Annotated in this window: 22 protein-coding genes; 10 read left to right on the plus strand and 12 right to left on the minus strand. The window is 55.8% G+C overall.

All coding sequences use genetic code 11. The features are described from left to right. Positions 1–45: 45 nt before the first annotated feature. The 5 genes from bamE to KGP26_RS27955 form a co-directional block, all read right to left on the minus strand. Positions 46–396, minus strand: coding sequence for an outer membrane protein assembly factor BamE (bamE, locus tag KGP26_RS27935; protein WP_094981547.1), 351 nt, complete (start codon positions 394–396; stop codon positions 46–48). After that, positions 393–920: a hypothetical protein gene (locus tag KGP26_RS27940; protein WP_223498631.1), complete on the minus strand. Its 528-nt coding sequence runs from the start codon at positions 918–920 to the stop codon at positions 393–395. Before KGP26_RS27940 ends, bamE begins: the two co-directional genes overlap by 4 nt. Before the next feature lie 282 nt (positions 921–1,202). Continuing rightward, positions 1,203–1,508 (minus strand): hypothetical protein, encoded by a 306-nt coding sequence (locus tag KGP26_RS27945; protein ID WP_223498632.1) that lies wholly within the window; start codon positions 1,506–1,508, stop codon positions 1,203–1,205. 260 nt (positions 1,509–1,768) lie between these two features. Next, positions 1,769–2,128 (minus strand): hypothetical protein, encoded by a 360-nt coding sequence (locus KGP26_RS27950; protein ID WP_223498633.1) that lies wholly within the window; start codon positions 2,126–2,128, stop codon positions 1,769–1,771. A gap of 1 nt (position 2,129) precedes the next feature. Beyond that, the gene (locus KGP26_RS27955) at positions 2,130–3,116 is read right to left on the minus strand and encodes a hypothetical protein (protein ID WP_223664839.1); all 987 of its coding nucleotides are present in this window, start codon (positions 3,114–3,116) and stop codon (positions 2,130–2,132) included. Positions 3,117–3,221: 105 nt separating this feature from the next. Here KGP26_RS27955 and KGP26_RS27960 point away from each other — a divergent pair, with 105 nt between their 5' ends. After that, positions 3,222–3,590 carry a hypothetical protein gene (locus tag KGP26_RS27960; RefSeq protein WP_223664840.1) on the plus strand — a complete coding sequence of 123 codons (369 nt, stop codon included), beginning with the start codon at positions 3,222–3,224 and terminating at the stop codon, positions 3,588–3,590. A gap of 376 nt (positions 3,591–3,966) precedes the next feature. On the opposite strand, the gene xerC (KGP26_RS27965) is transcribed toward KGP26_RS27960, so the two are convergent. Together xerC (KGP26_RS27965) and KGP26_RS27970 are read right to left on the minus strand one after the other, a co-directional pair. Beyond that, a complete protein-coding gene (gene xerC, locus KGP26_RS27965; RefSeq protein WP_223664841.1) occupies positions 3,967–5,022 on the minus strand; it encodes a site-specific tyrosine recombinase XerC in 1,056 nt (351 codons plus the stop codon). After that, the gene (locus KGP26_RS27970; RefSeq protein WP_223664842.1) at positions 5,015–8,044 is read right to left on the minus strand and encodes a CHC2 zinc finger domain-containing protein; all 3,030 of its coding nucleotides are present in this window, start codon (positions 8,042–8,044) and stop codon (positions 5,015–5,017) included. Before KGP26_RS27970 ends, xerC (KGP26_RS27965) begins: the two co-directional genes overlap by 8 nt. Positions 8,045–8,175: 131 nt before the next feature. Here KGP26_RS27970 and KGP26_RS27975 point away from each other — a divergent pair, with 131 nt between their 5' ends. From KGP26_RS27975 to KGP26_RS27990, 4 genes are read left to right on the plus strand one after another with little or no spacing between them, the layout of a single operon-like run. Next, complete coding sequence (locus KGP26_RS27975; protein ID WP_305802001.1) at positions 8,176–8,514, plus strand: helix-turn-helix domain-containing protein; 339 nt, start codon at positions 8,176–8,178, stop codon at positions 8,512–8,514. Between the two features lie 56 nt (positions 8,515–8,570). Next, positions 8,571–8,810 carry a SymE family type I addiction module toxin gene (locus KGP26_RS27980; RefSeq protein ID WP_223664844.1) on the plus strand — a complete coding sequence of 80 codons (240 nt, stop codon included), beginning with the start codon at positions 8,571–8,573 and terminating at the stop codon, positions 8,808–8,810. Positions 8,811–8,824: 14 nt separating this feature from the next. After that, on the plus strand, positions 8,825–9,070 hold the full coding sequence (locus KGP26_RS27985) for a hypothetical protein (protein WP_223664845.1): 246 nt from the start codon (positions 8,825–8,827) through the stop codon (positions 9,068–9,070). After that, on the plus strand, positions 9,067–9,411 hold the full coding sequence (locus KGP26_RS27990; protein WP_223664846.1) for a type I toxin-antitoxin system SymE family toxin: 345 nt from the start codon (positions 9,067–9,069) through the stop codon (positions 9,409–9,411). The genes KGP26_RS27985 and KGP26_RS27990 overlap by 4 nt, the downstream gene beginning before the upstream one ends. Positions 9,412–9,453: 42 nt before the next feature. On the opposite strand, the gene KGP26_RS27995 is transcribed toward KGP26_RS27990, so the two are convergent. Both KGP26_RS27995 and KGP26_RS28000 read right to left on the minus strand, forming a co-directional pair. After that, positions 9,454–9,816 (minus strand): hypothetical protein, encoded by a 363-nt coding sequence (locus KGP26_RS27995; RefSeq protein WP_223664847.1) that lies wholly within the window; start codon positions 9,814–9,816, stop codon positions 9,454–9,456. A 9-nt stretch (positions 9,817–9,825) separates the two neighbouring features. Further along, a complete protein-coding gene (locus tag KGP26_RS28000) occupies positions 9,826–10,617 on the minus strand; it encodes a hypothetical protein (RefSeq protein ID WP_223664848.1) in 792 nt (263 codons plus the stop codon). A gap of 105 nt (positions 10,618–10,722) precedes the next feature. Between KGP26_RS28000 and KGP26_RS28005 the strand changes: the two genes are divergently transcribed. Further along, positions 10,723–11,091 carry a hypothetical protein gene (locus KGP26_RS28005; RefSeq protein ID WP_223664840.1) on the plus strand — a complete coding sequence of 123 codons (369 nt, stop codon included), beginning with the start codon at positions 10,723–10,725 and terminating at the stop codon, positions 11,089–11,091. 376 nt (positions 11,092–11,467) lie between these two features. Here the strand turns inward: KGP26_RS28005 and xerC (KGP26_RS28010) are convergent, their stop codons facing one another. Next, positions 11,468–12,523 carry a site-specific tyrosine recombinase XerC gene (xerC, locus tag KGP26_RS28010; RefSeq protein ID WP_223664841.1) on the minus strand — a complete coding sequence of 352 codons (1,056 nt, stop codon included), beginning with the start codon at positions 12,521–12,523 and terminating at the stop codon, positions 11,468–11,470. Then, positions 12,516–15,545, minus strand: coding sequence for a CHC2 zinc finger domain-containing protein (locus KGP26_RS28015; protein ID WP_223664842.1), 3,030 nt, complete (start codon positions 15,543–15,545; stop codon positions 12,516–12,518). Before KGP26_RS28015 ends, xerC (KGP26_RS28010) begins: the two co-directional genes overlap by 8 nt. A 131-nt stretch (positions 15,546–15,676) precedes the next feature. Here KGP26_RS28015 and KGP26_RS28020 point away from each other — a divergent pair, with 131 nt between their 5' ends. Genes KGP26_RS28020 through KGP26_RS28035 form a run of 4 tightly spaced genes read left to right on the plus strand, consistent with a single transcriptional unit; the run spans position 15,677 to position 16,912 of the window. Further along, positions 15,677–16,015, plus strand: a complete 339-nt coding sequence (locus KGP26_RS28020; RefSeq protein WP_305802001.1) for a helix-turn-helix domain-containing protein — start codon at positions 15,677–15,679, stop codon at positions 16,013–16,015. Positions 16,016–16,071: 56 nt separating this feature from the next. Next, the gene (locus KGP26_RS28025; protein ID WP_223664844.1) at positions 16,072–16,311 is read left to right on the plus strand and encodes a SymE family type I addiction module toxin; all 240 of its coding nucleotides are present in this window, start codon (positions 16,072–16,074) and stop codon (positions 16,309–16,311) included. Between the two features lie 14 nt (positions 16,312–16,325). After that, a complete protein-coding gene (locus KGP26_RS28030; protein ID WP_223664845.1) occupies positions 16,326–16,571 on the plus strand; it encodes a hypothetical protein in 246 nt (81 codons plus the stop codon). Continuing rightward, positions 16,568–16,912, plus strand: coding sequence for a type I toxin-antitoxin system SymE family toxin (locus KGP26_RS28035; protein ID WP_223664846.1), 345 nt, complete (start codon positions 16,568–16,570; stop codon positions 16,910–16,912). Before KGP26_RS28030 ends, KGP26_RS28035 begins: the two co-directional genes overlap by 4 nt. A gap of 42 nt (positions 16,913–16,954) precedes the next feature. On the opposite strand, the gene KGP26_RS28040 is transcribed toward KGP26_RS28035, so the two are convergent. Continuing rightward, on the minus strand, positions 16,955–17,317 hold the full coding sequence (locus tag KGP26_RS28040) for a hypothetical protein (protein WP_223664847.1): 363 nt from the start codon (positions 17,315–17,317) through the stop codon (positions 16,955–16,957). Positions 17,318–17,324 lie beyond the last annotated feature (7 nt).

Consider the following 17,324-nt stretch of genomic DNA (forward strand, 5'->3'; position numbering starts at 1 on the left):
TGCCGAACCCTGTTTTCTTCTCTGAATAATGCAGTGAGACGCTATTTACTGTTTTAGTTCCTGATATTTCATATCCTTGAGGATCTTTGCATCATTAAATGTTAGTTCCAAAACTTGGTTTTTATCATTGATAACAGGAATTAAAAAAATTACTCTCCTATCAGTCTTTTTAGAATTATACAACCATACATTACGCCCGTTATAATCTTCTGGAGAATTTGGTCTACCAAGGAGTTTAATGACATCTTTTTTTGTTGTTGAGCCAACAATCAAAGATTCTTTGATTGTTTTTTCTGTATATTGGTCAAGCGCTGTAACCTTTGTTCTATCAACATTAGAAGCACAACCCACTAATAAAAAAAACATAAAAACAACTGGACACTTACTCATTTTCATTTTATTTTCTCTTCAATATAAGTTTCATTGATGCTGTCGTACTTGATTTCATTCCCATATAAAACACAATATCCAGATTTGTCTGAGTAGTTATATTTAAACTCATACAACCCTTTTTCATTAGGAGTAAAATCCAAACTTACACTACATCCCCCTCCATCTGGATTACTAATTCTATGAGAAATTGTTGTTTTGATTCCTGGAGTTACCGTAACCTCAGTATAAGTGTCACTGTAATCACCTTGTGGTAACTTAGGCATACCTATTGACTTCGTACTATCAGGAATAATATTTAGGAAACGCCTATGCTTTTGTACATATCCACCACTAGACTCACCATTTGATTTTTTCTGACTAATCGAATAGGTCAGCGGGTTTCCTAGAAGTCGAACTTTTGCAACCGAACCATCATTTGGCGGTGGAACGTACATAGGCGGGTCAGGAAACAGACTACAACTGGCTAATGACATGGTAGCCATCAATGAAAAAAATATAACACTTACTCTGGTTTTCTTATAAAGCATATCAACTCCTTGATAATATATAATTAATACACTACCCCGACCGAAGTGGGAGCCCCTGCTCCGGTTGCAACGGTGGGAATTACAACTATTTAGGCCTTAGTAGTAAGAGTCCCGATCAGTTAGCAGAGATCCATCACAGGAAGCGATCCAACTGAAGATGTAGCTCAGAAACTAAAAATTTGGTGTAACATATTATATTTATTGACATATTCCCTCAATTTACCGGTCGTGTCCCGTACACAATAAAGATCCCGGCCAACTGCCCGGGATTTATCACGAGATTTAGATTAGATCTTCACCATTTAAAAGCACGATGACATTGTCCGCCCCTAGAGCTTCCCTAACCATATCAGCCATTTCATCTGTTGATATCTCAAGGGACTTGTTATTTACTGATATATAACAGTAAGATACCGGATCTAATCCGAACTCATTAGATACCTCTTTTTGGATTGGATGTGGTATAGCCGCAGTAGATAAATAATAGTGAGCGGGAAACACATCCGGATATCGCTTTGCAAATTCGTTCAACTTATGCTGTAACTCAGCAAAAGTAAGCTTAGTAAAACATGTTAATCCTATAGACATACCACCCTCACTTACCTCTGATAGAATTTATACCCGAATCCAGCGAAGGACGGGTAATCACCACTGCATCTATTGTGATCCAGTTGCGGCGGCGGGAGTACCGCACTTGCTCGGCTCCCGACGAGTCCGCCGGATGGGTTGAGGCATGTACCGCCTGCAACACCCGACTCGACAGCTGCGTGCTCTCCACACTACCGTACTTGCGGTTGAGTGACAGGGCTAGAATCCCAGATTTTGAGGGCTGGGGTTTTATTAACTCATTAATCAGGCTGATAACGTTCATCCTGGATAATATAAGGTTCTGCAATTTCTTCCCACACCACTTCTGCCATCTTTTGCCATTCTGTTGGGTTTTGTTGCTTCACAAGATAATCCCTGATTAACTTCACTGCTTTGTTAAAATCCTCATTATCTAACTCTACAAATGAATAAAACTTTAGGTATTCACCTTCTTCAGACTTGATCACTTTATGCAATTTAGAGTGTTCTGGCAAAAAGACAGCATCCAACAGATCACCAAATGCATCCCAATAGCTGCCATTAACAAATCCACCCGTCCGTTGAAAATCAGCTTCTCTTTGCCCTTTATCATTCCAACCAATAAATAAACTTGCACCCATATCATTGCCTCACAATAATAATTTTTTCTTGCTGTGATTTTGGTAATGTCTTTATGTAATTCATAAATATTTTTTGGTTGACAGGGGTTAAAACCCTAAAATCAACAGGGACAAAGTCAGCCTTTTTTAAATGATCCTGAATAACATCCTTACCGCTACCAGAGTTCATATTCTTCTCATAAAACTTATTTAACCCATCGATTTCTTTTTGCGATAATTTATCAGTCGTGTACATCGCATCGACAGTTTTACCTTTATTTGGCCCTGATGTAATCACAAAGTCAGGCGATGTTCCCGATTTTGCTCCAGGCGGTGGTGCATAACGTTCCATTGTGCCAATTGCTGACTCTAGTTGTGCAGCCGCAGCAGCTTCGGCCGGTTTTAATTTACCATTTCCACCAAGGTCAGGTGTATTTAAGCGATCGTGACCTTCCAGAGGGGTCGAACTAATTTTTACTTCATGGATTCCATCTGCATTCCTAATAAGCGCCGCATCCTTTAAGCTTTGGCTCGCAGCCTTAGCCACTATCTTCTCAGTCAGCGCAGTACCCACTTTCGCAACACCGACTCCACCCGCAACAGCACCAATCAGATCAGACACTAGTTTACCGGCTTCAACACCTGAGTTATACGCACCACTTGCGCCAGCTTTCTGATACTCAGACTCCATTAGGTTGATGCGATCAATGTAGCTTTGCTTAACTGCATCCGACATCGTGCTAAAAATGTCATCGCTCGCTATCAGTTGCTTAATTGCATCATAGGTCGCAGCAGGATCACTGATGGATTTTGATAAACTCTCGACTGAGTCGTAAAGCCCTTGAGGAACCCCCACCAACATGCCTGCACTGTAGGCAGTATCTTGCCCCAGACTAATGGCATCCCATTTAGCCCCTACTTGCAATTGACAGGACAAACTACCTTTACAGGCATCAAACTCTTTGTCTCGATCTGAGCGCTGTTGATTGCTCAGATAGTTATTCTCCACAACAACTTCATCCAGTGCGGAGTCAGCCAGCGAACAGCATTTTTCCTAGTACACTCAGCAGATTACAACCACTTTTTCCCTGTGCATTCTGGCCCAGGCAACTTTTTGCCCAGACGCGCTTTTTCAGCCCGTTACGCCATTTTCCCCAACGCTGTTAAAGAGCAACCAACGCACCATCATAACAGCGCTTTTCGTCTCTGCCATTACCGCTGTCGGGGTTTTGTGACGGTGGCCGGGCAGTGGGCAGCGTCTTTTGGCTGCCCACTGCCTGGACGCCTGCCGGGTGTGGGCTGGCGAGGCCCACTAGTGACGGAACGGCACTCTGGAACGCTGACGGTGGAGGGAACGCAGGGTGTGCATGCCAACACCGAACCGGGGTGGGAGGCGTTGGCTGGCGAGACGGTAAGGAGTGACACGCTGCTTCACCGCGTGGCACGACCCGGCGCAGACAGACAGCGCCTGGGCGGGCATTAACGCTTTTGGCGGAGGCCCTTTGGGCCGACCTCCGCTGTGGGGTTGGCCGAGCGTTTGCACCGTGCCAGTGCCGCCAGGGATGGCGGCCCCACCCCACAGCCCGACGCGGTGGCGCACGACATAATGCAGATTATCCGCATACGGACCGCTTATCGAGGGTCAGGTTGCCTTGGTGGCTCGCCGGGGCGGGTGCGGATAATCTCCCGCATTATGTTTAATGGACGTTCGGCCAGCAACTGACCTCCAGAGAACGCCGATGCCCAGCGCTGGACGGGCGACCATTTACCCCGCGCACTCCGCACCTGATGAAGGCAGATCGCGGCAAGGACGCCGCGCTCTGCCGTCCACCGAACACCCCGCACTCGCAGGGAGTGAGCTAGCTTGGCAGACTGTCCGGCGACTCCATATTGTCGCCCGGCTCCCGGCTGTCCGACTGCTCCGCTGGGTGAGTCGAGGCATGTACCGCCTGCAACGCCCGGATCGATACCTGCGTGTAGATCTGCGTACTCTCTACGCTACGGTGGCCCAACATCGCCTGGATCCAGCGCAGGTCCGCGCCGTTCTCCAGCATCTGCGTCGCCATCGCATGCCGGAACAGGTGGCAACTGCCCTTCATGATCCCCGCCGCTCTCAGGTAGGGCACAACAGCCATAGTCACACCGCTGGCCGTCAGCCCGGCCACGCCATCCATCGCCAGGAACAACGCTCTGCACCCGGGGTTACTCAACATCTCCGGGCGGGTATGCTGCATATAGTGCTGCACCCACCACAGCGCACGTTCTCCGATCGGGATCACCCGATCCTGCTTCCCCTTGCCCTGCACGATGGTGAGGATGTGCCGCGAGCCGTCCACGCTGTAGAGATCCAGCGCTGATACCTCACCCCGCCGGATCCCTGTTGACCACAGCAGTTCCATCAACGTCCGGTCACGGATCCCCTGCGCCGTCGTCAGATCGCAGTGGTTCAGCACGTCCTCCACCTGCTCTACGCTCAGGAGGGTGCGCGGCAGGCGTTTCTCCAGTCTCGGCAGCTCGAGGTCTGCCGCCGGGTTTGCCAGGATAAGGTTCCGCTGCGTCAGCCATTTGAACCACACCTGCACCGGTTGAAGCGCCGTGCGTTGAGTCCGGGGACTCAGCGGCTCACCGTTCTTCTTGCGGTACTGGTACAGATGGCGCTGGTAGCGTTCCAGGGTAGGCCGGGTGATGTCACTGGCGTAGTTCAAGCCGTGCTCACTGGCCCACACGATAAAGCGGTATTGATGATGGGTCTGGGTCTTGAGGGTGGTTTCCGACCAGTTGCGCTCTCGCCGCCACACCACGAACCGCAACAGCAAGGCATACAGGCTTCTCGGATCGTGCGCCGGGCCAACCGGCTGGCGATACACCTCATCAACGGTCAGCAGCGCATCCGCGCGGGGTTTGCGGTTAGCCATTGTTCACCTCCGGCAACGAGGGCGAAGGCAGTGAGGTCACTTTCTTTTTTCCCCTGATTACTGCATTTTCGTCAACCCCAACCGCTTCCGCCACCACGCCTTGTCCTGCCTGGGCAGGGGACTTTTTTTTGCCCTCCAACTTGACCCCAACCTGGGGGCAACTTGGCACCAACTTGCTCTCATTCGAGTCCAACTTGCACTCACCGCCCTCACATTCCTCCACGTCAAGCAGGCCGCACAGATGGTTTTCATCAGCGCCGCCACCATCCCACAGCAGCTCATACTGCAACAGATGCCCACGGCTCCCGCCGTGCAACAGCAGGTATTCCATTTCCGTCAGGCGCAGGCAATGCACCTTGAGCTGGTTATCGCTCCAGTTGGTGTAGCCTCGGATATCCCGTCGGGTAAAGCGTACCTCGCCCGGCTGGCAGTGCTGTCGCGCCGCCATCCCCTTGACCATCTCCTGTACCAGCAACAACAGCTTGCGCGTCTGCGGCGGCATCTCGTCCAGTGTCCGCCCCAGCACCTCATGCGCCAGCCGGTTCGCCAACGCGATATCCTCCCGCGTCACCTCGATATACTCGATAACGCTGCCCCGGTGCTCGGCCCGTTTCACGTCACGCTGGTACTGGTGCAGCAGCGCTATCGACTGTATCAGGGTGAGGTATTTCATGTGGTCGCGCCGGGTGCGGGTCTTGTCCGACAGGAACGTGAGCCGATGCGCGAACGGGTTCACCACCTTCAGCGGTCGGAGCAGCCGTTGTGCATTCTGGTGCAACGCCGTCAGATAGCCCTTTTCACTCACCGCCAACAGCCCTTCCAACGTCTGGCCGTGGCGCTGCATCGCGTGTATCGCCTGCGTCTGTTCCCGGCTCTCGTTCACCGTCAGCACCAGACAGCGGTTCAACAGCTCCTCGTCCACGTCGATGGCCGTGGTGGTCAGCATCAGCATCACCGGCCCCTGCACCTTGTACTCCCGCGTCATCAGTTCGCCGCTCTGCTCGTCCTTGCCGGTCGAGGCGATCTTCAGTTCCCCGTCCGACTGCAACAGCTTCAGCGCATACGCGGCTTGCCGTACCCCTTCCTCTTCCGCTATCGCCAGGATCTTGTGTTGCAGGCTGGTTTCGCCCAGATAGTAGAGGCTCTGCCCGGTCATGGCGCTGTACTGGATGCGTTCTTCTTCCGGCATCATCCCCAGCACCGCGTCCATCAGCGACGACTTGCCCGCCGCCGAGCTACTCTGGATCAGCACCGCCAGCGGCTTGTCCAGTTTGCGCGATGTAGCCGCCAGATAGCCGGTCAACAGATTGGTGGACTCTCCCACCACCCCGCAGGCCGCCAGATCACTCACGATCTGCCCGGCCAGATCCGGGGATTTCAGTAGCGCCAGCGCAGCGGTTTCGTCCTCGGTACTCAACGCCACGGCAGCAGGCGCGGCCTGCTCCACAGCCTGGCGGGCTTCATCCTGCTTTTGCTCCAGCATCAGCAACACCCGGCCACATTCACGCTTGATCACGCTCAGCTCACAGCCCAGCTCGACCACCGCCGTACTGATATAGCTCTGCCGCTGTTTGGCGTGGTACATGTCGAGCTGGTCAACATGGAACGCCCCGCTGGCCTCGTCCCGCACCTGCACATTGACCTTCATCACCTCTGGCAACGTGTTCTTCTGCCAGCCCCGTACCCGCCAGACACGCGGACCACAGCGTAACAACAGCTCACCCGTGGCGGTCTGCTCGCACGGCACGACGTCAACGCCCGGCGCAGGGGCGACTAACGAAGAGACGGATGCACCTCCCTGGCCCTCCGCGTCGTCATCGTTACTGCGTAACGGCGTCTCATGGGAGAACACCGCACCCGGCCCGGTGCCGTGCCCCATCCATTGCGCCTGTTGCAACGCCAGCCCCAACGCCGCCTCCGGGTTACCGCTTTTCAGCGCGAACGCGTTCGCATCCAGCCCTTGCGGGAACCGCACCCGCCACGCGTCGATCCCCAGCTCCAGCAGATCACCGGCGATCGCATCCGCCCCGCGATCCCCCGCCTCGTCCCGATCGAAGGCGATCAACACCCGCTTCACGCCGTGGTACTGCAACGCCGCCAGATGATCCGCCGTGAAGCCGTTGCAACCGTAGGCGGCGATCACGTTGCGGAACCCGGCGCACCAGAAGGTCATGGCGTCGATCAGCGCCTCACACAGGATCACCTCTGAGGAGGCTTTCAGCGCGGCTTCGTTCCACACCCCAACCAGCGGCGAGGGCAGATACAGGTGCCGGGACGATCCCTTCTTGATCTGGTGGTCTGCCAACGTCCTACGCCCGTAGAGCTGCAACACCCGGCCACGCTGCGCCACATTGGCCGACTCAGACCAGCCGATCACCGGCATCACCACACAGCCCCGGAAGTGATCCTGACGGGTCTGTGAACGCAACACCCCCGCCTCAACCAGGCGTTCCCGCAGGCGCTTCCCCTCCTTTGATTGAGTCGACGGCAACACTCCGGCCTCACCGCCGATACCGTGTGTCCCGGCATAGCCCAGCCGGAAGTGGCTCACCAGTTCAGGATGATTGAGGCCACGATTGACCAGCCACGCCAGCGCCTCTGGGGAGGCCAGCACCTGCTGATGGTAGAAGTCGATCACCTGGTTGAGCAACGCCTGCCCGTCATCGTCCAGATCGGCGAGTTTGGCACGCGGGGGGGCCATCACTGACGCGGCTAGAGAAGACGTTACCCCACCTTCAACACCCGACTCGTTACGCAGTAACGCGACGGCCTTGGGCAGTGAGACCGAGTGGGTTTTCATCACCCAGTCAACCACCGACCCCGCCGCCCCACAGCCGAAGCAGTGATACAGATTCTTGTCCGGGGAGATGACCAGCGAGGGCGTCTTTTCCTGATGGAACGGGCACAACAGCACATAGTCCCGGCCCTGCTTGCGCAGCTTGTGCCCCTGCGACCGTACCAACGTCACTAGCGACACTGACCGTTTCAGTTCATTGATTTCTTGTTGCGGGATACGGGCCATAACGTAACTCCTGTAAAAACCTGTCAACACCCCTTTGCTGTTTTTATTAAATACCTTATACTGTGTATGTGTCAAACAGTATTAGGAGGGCAAGTTACAGTATGGCTACGTTAACTTTGTGGTTCTTACCAATGAACTTTCCTGCTCGTTTGATACAACTGCGCAAGGCTGCCGACCTGACTCAACAGGCATTAGCTGACAGCGCATCGATTCATGTGAACCAGATACGCCGCTATGAGGCGGGGTCTGCACAACCTACCTTAGACGCCCTGATCAGGCTGGCCAAGGTGTTGCACGTCTCGCTGGATGGCTTGGTATTTGATGAACATGAACGTGGCCCGTCTGATGATTTGGCCTTGCAGTTTGAGGCCGTTAGCGGGATGCCCGAAGAAGAACGCCGGATTATCAAGGCGCTACTGGATGGGATGATTTTGAAGTACCAGGCTAAACAGATAACTGAGCGCGGCTAAGACAGGCGGCAACCTGCCCTAACCGCTAACCACAGCAACTAACAGGAGTAGTTACCATGGCTAAGCAACATCATAAGTCAGAACCCGCCACACCCCAAGCACTGCGGCACTTCAAGGTTGGCTATGTCAGCCGCCGCCACGAGAGCCGCCCCACACGCATGACCACCTATTACTCCCGAACGCCCAGTCTGCATCTCAAGGGGGATTGGCTGGAGGCGGCCGGGTTTGGGACCGATACCCTGGTCAGGGTGGCCATTGAGCCGGGACAGTTAATCATTCGTGTCGTTACGCAGTAACAGGGAGGTTCATCATGGCCAAGACCAACGCACAACGTCAGGCCGAGTACCGCGCACGCCGTCGCCAGCAGGGCGATACTGCACGCCTGAACACGGAAGTGAGCCTTATCGCCCATATTGCGCTCGAACGGCTGGCTCGCTATCACGGCCTGACCCAGCGTCAGATGCTGGAACGGCTGCTCATCGAACCCGATGAGGCTCTGTGCAGAGCGCTCGAGGGCGACGATTTTCGGCGCTACGTCGATAGGGGGGTAGCATGAACATCACCTTCACACCCCAACCGATCCCAGAGTTGACGATCAGTGGCAACACACTGGCCGGGCTGGGTTTTATCCCCGGCACACCGTTACAGCTCACACTCCGGCCCGATGGCCTGTGGATCACCCCCGTCACCGATGAAGCCACCTGGAACACATTGTGTGAAGCCAGCCAGCAGCGGCAAGATTTGGGGGCGGACTGGGTACGGCAGAACGGTGAGCTGATCATCGCCGGAGGCTGGATCATTGAGTCCGGGATCACCGATGTGGCACAACTGGAGATCACCGCCGCACCCGGGGTGATCCGGTTGCAGCGGTGGGAAGTTGAGGGATTTCAGGCGTAGAAGCAAAGACCCCGGCCAGTTGGCCGGGATTCACCACAAGGTCTAGATTAGATCTTCGCCATTTAAAAGCACAATAATATTTTCCTCCCCTAACTCTTTCCTGAGCATGTCTGCTACTTCAGAAGTGTTCAACGCAGGGAAGGATTTATCATTGACTGCAATCAAAAAATAAGACATTGGTTCTTTTAGGCCGAACTCTTCAGCAATTAATAGCTTAGTCTCTTGATTGTATTTTTCAACACGATCATCAATCAGCGCAAGCTGTTGGCGACTTAAAATTGTATGTGGATCAAACATAAGATACGGACCATCAAAGAGATGGTCGTACTTTGCTCTCACCACACTTAACCTTTCCCTCAGATCATCAATACTTATTGATGTGTAACACGCTATATCAATTGACATTTTTTCACCTTACTTAATTCGAATTGGCTTTCCTGACTGGTCGATAACGATAACCTTATCTAATCCTTTGATTGGCCAATCACTAAATTGTTTTTGCAAATCACTAACGCTTGCTTTTGTATCTGCCAAGTTGATAACAACATTATTCGTTTGGCCACTATTCACTTTTTCTAAAGCTCGGTCATAAATATTACGAACTGAGTTTGTGCTAGGGGCAATATTATCGAACACCTCACCATTGATTTTATAGTCTGGATTTTTAACTCCTGGTGTTACAGGGTTCTGCTCAACATGATAGCCATTTTGAGACAGGATCGCTGCCCCCTCATTTTCTCGTTGCAATGAACGTATATTTTCTGCTGAAGCATTTGGTGGCAGTTTAGTTGGTTGGCCGCTTAAAGAACCTGTTGTACCTTTTCCTGCATTCTTAGCGGCATTCGCCACAACAGCTTCAGCTTTCGCCGCCGCCGCCTCTGCGGCCGTTTTACCAACCCCAATAGCTCCCGCTGCACCTACACCACCAGGTGTAATTCCTTCTGCTACTTGCAACCCCGCGTTATTCAGACAGATTGCCGGTGCCGCTTTACAACCTTCCAGCGCTGCTTTGGCTGCCGCCACTATTTCCGGTGTTGCTCCTATTATCAGTGCACCGCCAGCCACTCCAGCAACACCTGCTGACACCACCAGATTTCCTTCAGCAACGCCTTTCGCAATGCCGGTCTTACAGGCCGTATCACAACCTGGGGTGTTGCCCAGCCAGAACCCAAGATCTGAGCCTGTACTCAGCGCATTATTCTCCACAACAACTTCATCCAGTGCGGAGTCAGCCAGCGAACAGCATTTTTCCTAGTACACTCAGCAGATTACAACCACTTTTTCCCTGTGCATTCTGGCCCAGGCAACTTTTTGCCCAGACGCGCTTTTTCAGCCCGTTACGCCATTTTCCCCAACGCTGTTAAAGAGCAACCAACGCACCATCATAACAGCGCTTTTCGTCTCTGCCATTACCGCTGTCGGGGTTTTGTGACGGTGGCCGGGCAGTGGGCAGCGTCTTTTGGCTGCCCACTGCCTGGACGCCTGCCGGGTGTGGGCTGGCGAGGCCCACTAGTGACGGAACGGCACTCTGGAACGCTGACGGTGGAGGGAACGCAGGGTGTGCATGCCAACACCGAACCGGGGTGGGAGGCGTTGGCTGGCGAGACGGTAAGGAGTGACACGCTGCTTCACCGCGTGGCACGACCCGGCGCAGACAGACAGCGCCTGGGCGGGCATTAACGCTTTTGGCGGAGGCCCTTTGGGCCGACCTCCGCTGTGGGGTTGGCCGAGCGTTTGCACCGTGCCAGTGCCGCCAGGGATGGCGGCCCCACCCCACAGCCCGACGCGGTGGCGCACGACATAATGCAGATTATCCGCATACGGACCGCTTATCGAGGGTCAGGTTGCCTTGGTGGCTCGCCGGGGCGGGTGCGGATAATCTCCCGCATTATGTTTAATGGACGTTCGGCCAGCAACTGACCTCCAGAGAACGCCGATGCCCAGCGCTGGACGGGCGACCATTTACCCCGCGCACTCCGCACCTGATGAAGGCAGATCGCGGCAAGGACGCCGCGCTCTGCCGTCCACCGAACACCCCGCACTCGCAGGGAGTGAGCTAGCTTGGCAGACTGTCCGGCGACTCCATATTGTCGCCCGGCTCCCGGCTGTCCGACTGCTCCGCTGGGTGAGTCGAGGCATGTACCGCCTGCAACGCCCGGATCGATACCTGCGTGTAGATCTGCGTACTCTCTACGCTACGGTGGCCCAACATCGCCTGGATCCAGCGCAGGTCCGCGCCGTTCTCCAGCATCTGCGTCGCCATCGCATGCCGGAACAGGTGGCAACTGCCCTTCATGATCCCCGCCGCTCTCAGGTAGGGCACAACAGCCATAGTCACACCGCTGGCCGTCAGCCCGGCCACGCCATCCATCGCCAGGAACAACGCTCTGCACCCGGGGTTACTCAACATCTCCGGGCGGGTATGCTGCATATAGTGCTGCACCCACCACAGCGCACGTTCTCCGATCGGGATCACCCGATCCTGCTTCCCCTTGCCCTGCACGATGGTGAGGATGTGCCGCGAGCCGTCCACGCTGTAGAGATCCAGCGCTGATACCTCACCCCGCCGGATCCCTGTTGACCACAGCAGTTCCATCAACGTCCGGTCACGGATCCCCTGCGCCGTCGTCAGATCGCAGTGGTTCAGCACGTCCTCCACCTGCTCTACGCTCAGGAGGGTGCGCGGCAGGCGTTTCTCCAGTCTCGGCAGCTCGAGGTCTGCCGCCGGGTTTGCCAGGATAAGGTTCCGCTGCGTCAGCCATTTGAACCACACCTGCACCGGTTGAAGCGCCGTGCGTTGAGTCCGGGGACTCAGCGGCTCACCGTTCTTCTTGCGGTACTGGTACAGATGGCGCTGGTAGCGTTCCAGGGTAGGCCGGGTGATGTCACTGGCGTAGTTCAAGCCGTGCTCACTGGCCCACACGATAAAGCGGTATTGATGATGGGTCTGGGTCTTGAGGGTGGTTTCCGACCAGTTGCGCTCTCGCCGCCACACCACGAACCGCAACAGCAAGGCATACAGGCTTCTCGGATCGTGCGCCGGGCCAACCGGCTGGCGATACACCTCATCAACGGTCAGCAGCGCATCCGCGCGGGGTTTGCGGTTAGCCATTGTTCACCTCCGGCAACGAGGGCGAAGGCAGTGAGGTCACTTTCTTTTTTCCCCTGATTACTGCATTTTCGTCAACCCCAACCGCTTCCGCCACCACGCCTTGTCCTGCCTGGGCAGGGGACTTTTTTTTGCCCTCCAACTTGACCCCAACCTGGGGGCAACTTGGCACCAACTTGCTCTCATTCGAGTCCAACTTGCACTCACCGCCCTCACATTCCTCCACGTCAAGCAGGCCGCACAGATGGTTTTCATCAGCGCCGCCACCATCCCACAGCAGCTCATACTGCAACAGATGCCCACGGCTCCCGCCGTGCAACAGCAGGTATTCCATTTCCGTCAGGCGCAGGCAATGCACCTTGAGCTGGTTATCGCTCCAGTTGGTGTAGCCTCGGATATCCCGTCGGGTAAAGCGTACCTCGCCCGGCTGGCAGTGCTGTCGCGCCGCCATCCCCTTGACCATCTCCTGTACCAGCAACAACAGCTTGCGCGTCTGCGGCGGCATCTCGTCCAGTGTCCGCCCCAGCACCTCATGCGCCAGCCGGTTCGCCAACGCGATATCCTCCCGCGTCACCTCGATATACTCGATAACGCTGCCCCGGTGCTCGGCCCGTTTCACGTCACGCTGGTACTGGTGCAGCAGCGCTATCGACTGTATCAGGGTGAGGTATTTCATGTGGTCGCGCCGGGTGCGGGTCTTGTCCGACAGGAACGTGAGCCGATGCGCGAACGGGTTCACCACCTTCAGCGGTCGGAGCAGCCGTTGTGCATTCTGGTGCAACGCCGTCAGATAGCCCTTTTCACTCACCGCCAACAGCCCTTCCAACGTCTGGCCGTGGCGCTGCATCGCGTGTATCGCCTGCGTCTGTTCCCGGCTCTCGTTCACCGTCAGCACCAGACAGCGGTTCAACAGCTCCTCGTCCACGTCGATGGCCGTGGTGGTCAGCATCAGCATCACCGGCCCCTGCACCTTGTACTCCCGCGTCATCAGTTCGCCGCTCTGCTCGTCCTTGCCGGTCGAGGCGATCTTCAGTTCCCCGTCCGACTGCAACAGCTTCAGCGCATACGCGGCTTGCCGTACCCCTTCCTCTTCCGCTATCGCCAGGATCTTGTGTTGCAGGCTGGTTTCGCCCAGATAGTAGAGGCTCTGCCCGGTCATGGCGCTGTACTGGATGCGTTCTTCTTCCGGCATCATCCCCAGCACCGCGTCCATCAGCGACGACTTGCCCGCCGCCGAGCTACTCTGGATCAGCACCGCCAGCGGCTTGTCCAGTTTGCGCGATGTAGCCGCCAGATAGCCGGTCAACAGATTGGTGGACTCTCCCACCACCCCGCAGGCCGCCAGATCACTCACGATCTGCCCGGCCAGATCCGGGGATTTCAGTAGCGCCAGCGCAGCGGTTTCGTCCTCGGTACTCAACGCCACGGCAGCAGGCGCGGCCTGCTCCACAGCCTGGCGGGCTTCATCCTGCTTTTGCTCCAGCATCAGCAACACCCGGCCACATTCACGCTTGATCACGCTCAGCTCACAGCCCAGCTCGACCACCGCCGTACTGATATAGCTCTGCCGCTGTTTGGCGTGGTACATGTCGAGCTGGTCAACATGGAACGCCCCGCTGGCCTCGTCCCGCACCTGCACATTGACCTTCATCACCTCTGGCAACGTGTTCTTCTGCCAGCCCCGTACCCGCCAGACACGCGGACCACAGCGTAACAACAGCTCACCCGTGGCGGTCTGCTCGCACGGCACGACGTCAACGCCCGGCGCAGGGGCGACTAACGAAGAGACGGATGCACCTCCCTGGCCCTCCGCGTCGTCATCGTTACTGCGTAACGGCGTCTCATGGGAGAACACCGCACCCGGCCCGGTGCCGTGCCCCATCCATTGCGCCTGTTGCAACGCCAGCCCCAACGCCGCCTCCGGGTTACCGCTTTTCAGCGCGAACGCGTTCGCATCCAGCCCTTGCGGGAACCGCACCCGCCACGCGTCGATCCCCAGCTCCAGCAGATCACCGGCGATCGCATCCGCCCCGCGATCCCCCGCCTCGTCCCGATCGAAGGCGATCAACACCCGCTTCACGCCGTGGTACTGCAACGCCGCCAGATGATCCGCCGTGAAGCCGTTGCAACCGTAGGCGGCGATCACGTTGCGGAACCCGGCGCACCAGAAGGTCATGGCGTCGATCAGCGCCTCACACAGGATCACCTCTGAGGAGGCTTTCAGCGCGGCTTCGTTCCACACCCCAACCAGCGGCGAGGGCAGATACAGGTGCCGGGACGATCCCTTCTTGATCTGGTGGTCTGCCAACGTCCTACGCCCGTAGAGCTGCAACACCCGGCCACGCTGCGCCACATTGGCCGACTCAGACCAGCCGATCACCGGCATCACCACACAGCCCCGGAAGTGATCCTGACGGGTCTGTGAACGCAACACCCCCGCCTCAACCAGGCGTTCCCGCAGGCGCTTCCCCTCCTTTGATTGAGTCGACGGCAACACTCCGGCCTCACCGCCGATACCGTGTGTCCCGGCATAGCCCAGCCGGAAGTGGCTCACCAGTTCAGGATGATTGAGGCCACGATTGACCAGCCACGCCAGCGCCTCTGGGGAGGCCAGCACCTGCTGATGGTAGAAGTCGATCACCTGGTTGAGCAACGCCTGCCCGTCATCGTCCAGATCGGCGAGTTTGGCACGCGGGGGGGCCATCACTGACGCGGCTAGAGAAGACGTTACCCCACCTTCAACACCCGACTCGTTACGCAGTAACGCGACGGCCTTGGGCAGTGAGACCGAGTGGGTTTTCATCACCCAGTCAACCACCGACCCCGCCGCCCCACAGCCGAAGCAGTGATACAGATTCTTGTCCGGGGAGATGACCAGCGAGGGCGTCTTTTCCTGATGGAACGGGCACAACAGCACATAGTCCCGGCCCTGCTTGCGCAGCTTGTGCCCCTGCGACCGTACCAACGTCACTAGCGACACTGACCGTTTCAGTTCATTGATTTCTTGTTGCGGGATACGGGCCATAACGTAACTCCTGTAAAAACCTGTCAACACCCCTTTGCTGTTTTTATTAAATACCTTATACTGTGTATGTGTCAAACAGTATTAGGAGGGCAAGTTACAGTATGGCTACGTTAACTTTGTGGTTCTTACCAATGAACTTTCCTGCTCGTTTGATACAACTGCGCAAGGCTGCCGACCTGACTCAACAGGCATTAGCTGACAGCGCATCGATTCATGTGAACCAGATACGCCGCTATGAGGCGGGGTCTGCACAACCTACCTTAGACGCCCTGATCAGGCTGGCCAAGGTGTTGCACGTCTCGCTGGATGGCTTGGTATTTGATGAACATGAACGTGGCCCGTCTGATGATTTGGCCTTGCAGTTTGAGGCCGTTAGCGGGATGCCCGAAGAAGAACGCCGGATTATCAAGGCGCTACTGGATGGGATGATTTTGAAGTACCAGGCTAAACAGATAACTGAGCGCGGCTAAGACAGGCGGCAACCTGCCCTAACCGCTAACCACAGCAACTAACAGGAGTAGTTACCATGGCTAAGCAACATCATAAGTCAGAACCCGCCACACCCCAAGCACTGCGGCACTTCAAGGTTGGCTATGTCAGCCGCCGCCACGAGAGCCGCCCCACACGCATGACCACCTATTACTCCCGAACGCCCAGTCTGCATCTCAAGGGGGATTGGCTGGAGGCGGCCGGGTTTGGGACCGATACCCTGGTCAGGGTGGCCATTGAGCCGGGACAGTTAATCATTCGTGTCGTTACGCAGTAACAGGGAGGTTCATCATGGCCAAGACCAACGCACAACGTCAGGCCGAGTACCGCGCACGCCGTCGCCAGCAGGGCGATACTGCACGCCTGAACACGGAAGTGAGCCTTATCGCCCATATTGCGCTCGAACGGCTGGCTCGCTATCACGGCCTGACCCAGCGTCAGATGCTGGAACGGCTGCTCATCGAACCCGATGAGGCTCTGTGCAGAGCGCTCGAGGGCGACGATTTTCGGCGCTACGTCGATAGGGGGGTAGCATGAACATCACCTTCACACCCCAACCGATCCCAGAGTTGACGATCAGTGGCAACACACTGGCCGGGCTGGGTTTTATCCCCGGCACACCGTTACAGCTCACACTCCGGCCCGATGGCCTGTGGATCACCCCCGTCACCGATGAAGCCACCTGGAACACATTGTGTGAAGCCAGCCAGCAGCGGCAAGATTTGGGGGCGGACTGGGTACGGCAGAACGGTGAGCTGATCATCGCCGGAGGCTGGATCATTGAGTCCGGGATCACCGATGTGGCACAACTGGAGATCACCGCCGCACCCGGGGTGATCCGGTTGCAGCGGTGGGAAGTTGAGGGATTTCAGGCGTAGAAGCAAAGACCCCGGCCAGTTGGCCGGGATTCACCACAAGGTCTAGATTAGATCTTCGCCATTTAAAAGCACAATAATATTTTCCTCCCCTAACTCTTTCCTGAGCATGTCTGCTACTTCAGAAGTGTTCAACGCAGGGAAGGATTTATCATTGACTGCAATCAAAAAATAAGACATTGGTTCTTTTAGGCCGAACTCTTCAGCAATTAATAGCTTAGTCTCTTGATTGTATTTTTCAACACGATCATCAATCAGCGCAAGCTGTTGGCGACTTAAAATTGTATGTGGATCAAACATAAGATACGGACCATCAAAGAGATGGTCGTACTTTGCTCTCACCACACTTAACCTTTCCCTCAGATCATCAATACTTATTGATGTGTAACACGCTATATCAATTGACATTTTTTCA

The sequence above is a fragment of the Serratia sp. JSRIV002 genome (genome assembly GCF_019968725.1).
Taxonomy (GTDB): domain Bacteria; phylum Pseudomonadota; class Gammaproteobacteria; order Enterobacterales; family Enterobacteriaceae; genus Chania; species Chania fonticola_B.

What these genes read in the sequence shown, in the direction of transcription:
- bamE (WP_094981547.1), bottom strand. Translation starts at nt 396, where the DNA reads ATGAAAATGAGTAAGTGTCCAGTTGTTTTTATGTTTTTTTTATTAGTG.
- KGP26_RS27940 (WP_223498631.1), bottom strand. Translation starts at nt 920, where the DNA reads ATGCTTTATAAGAAAACCAGAGTAAGTGTTATATTTTTTTCATTGATG.
- KGP26_RS27945 (WP_223498632.1), bottom strand. Translation starts at nt 1,508, where the DNA reads ATGTCTATAGGATTAACATGTTTTACTAAGCTTACTTTTGCTGAGTTA.
- KGP26_RS27950 (WP_223498633.1), bottom strand. Translation starts at nt 2,128, where the DNA reads ATGGGTGCAAGTTTATTTATTGGTTGGAATGATAAAGGGCAAAGAGAA.
- xerC (WP_223664841.1), bottom strand. Translation starts at nt 5,022, where the DNA reads ATGGCTAACCGCAAACCCCGCGCGGATGCGCTGCTGACCGTTGATGAG.
- KGP26_RS27970 (WP_223664842.1), bottom strand. Translation starts at nt 8,044, where the DNA reads ATGGCCCGTATCCCGCAACAAGAAATCAATGAACTGAAACGGTCAGTG.
- KGP26_RS27975 (WP_305802001.1), top strand. Translation starts at nt 8,176, where the DNA reads ATGAACTTTCCTGCTCGTTTGATACAACTGCGCAAGGCTGCCGACCTG.
- KGP26_RS27980 (WP_223664844.1), top strand. Translation starts at nt 8,571, where the DNA reads ATGGCTAAGCAACATCATAAGTCAGAACCCGCCACACCCCAAGCACTG.
- KGP26_RS27985 (WP_223664845.1), top strand. Translation starts at nt 8,825, where the DNA reads ATGGCCAAGACCAACGCACAACGTCAGGCCGAGTACCGCGCACGCCGT.
- KGP26_RS27990 (WP_223664846.1), top strand. Translation starts at nt 9,067, where the DNA reads ATGAACATCACCTTCACACCCCAACCGATCCCAGAGTTGACGATCAGT.
- KGP26_RS27995 (WP_223664847.1), bottom strand. Translation starts at nt 9,816, where the DNA reads ATGTCAATTGATATAGCGTGTTACACATCAATAAGTATTGATGATCTG.
- xerC (WP_223664841.1), bottom strand. Translation starts at nt 12,523, where the DNA reads ATGGCTAACCGCAAACCCCGCGCGGATGCGCTGCTGACCGTTGATGAG.
- KGP26_RS28015 (WP_223664842.1), bottom strand. Translation starts at nt 15,545, where the DNA reads ATGGCCCGTATCCCGCAACAAGAAATCAATGAACTGAAACGGTCAGTG.
- KGP26_RS28020 (WP_305802001.1), top strand. Translation starts at nt 15,677, where the DNA reads ATGAACTTTCCTGCTCGTTTGATACAACTGCGCAAGGCTGCCGACCTG.
- KGP26_RS28025 (WP_223664844.1), top strand. Translation starts at nt 16,072, where the DNA reads ATGGCTAAGCAACATCATAAGTCAGAACCCGCCACACCCCAAGCACTG.
- KGP26_RS28030 (WP_223664845.1), top strand. Translation starts at nt 16,326, where the DNA reads ATGGCCAAGACCAACGCACAACGTCAGGCCGAGTACCGCGCACGCCGT.
- KGP26_RS28035 (WP_223664846.1), top strand. Translation starts at nt 16,568, where the DNA reads ATGAACATCACCTTCACACCCCAACCGATCCCAGAGTTGACGATCAGT.
- KGP26_RS28040 (WP_223664847.1), bottom strand. Translation starts at nt 17,317, where the DNA reads ATGTCAATTGATATAGCGTGTTACACATCAATAAGTATTGATGATCTG.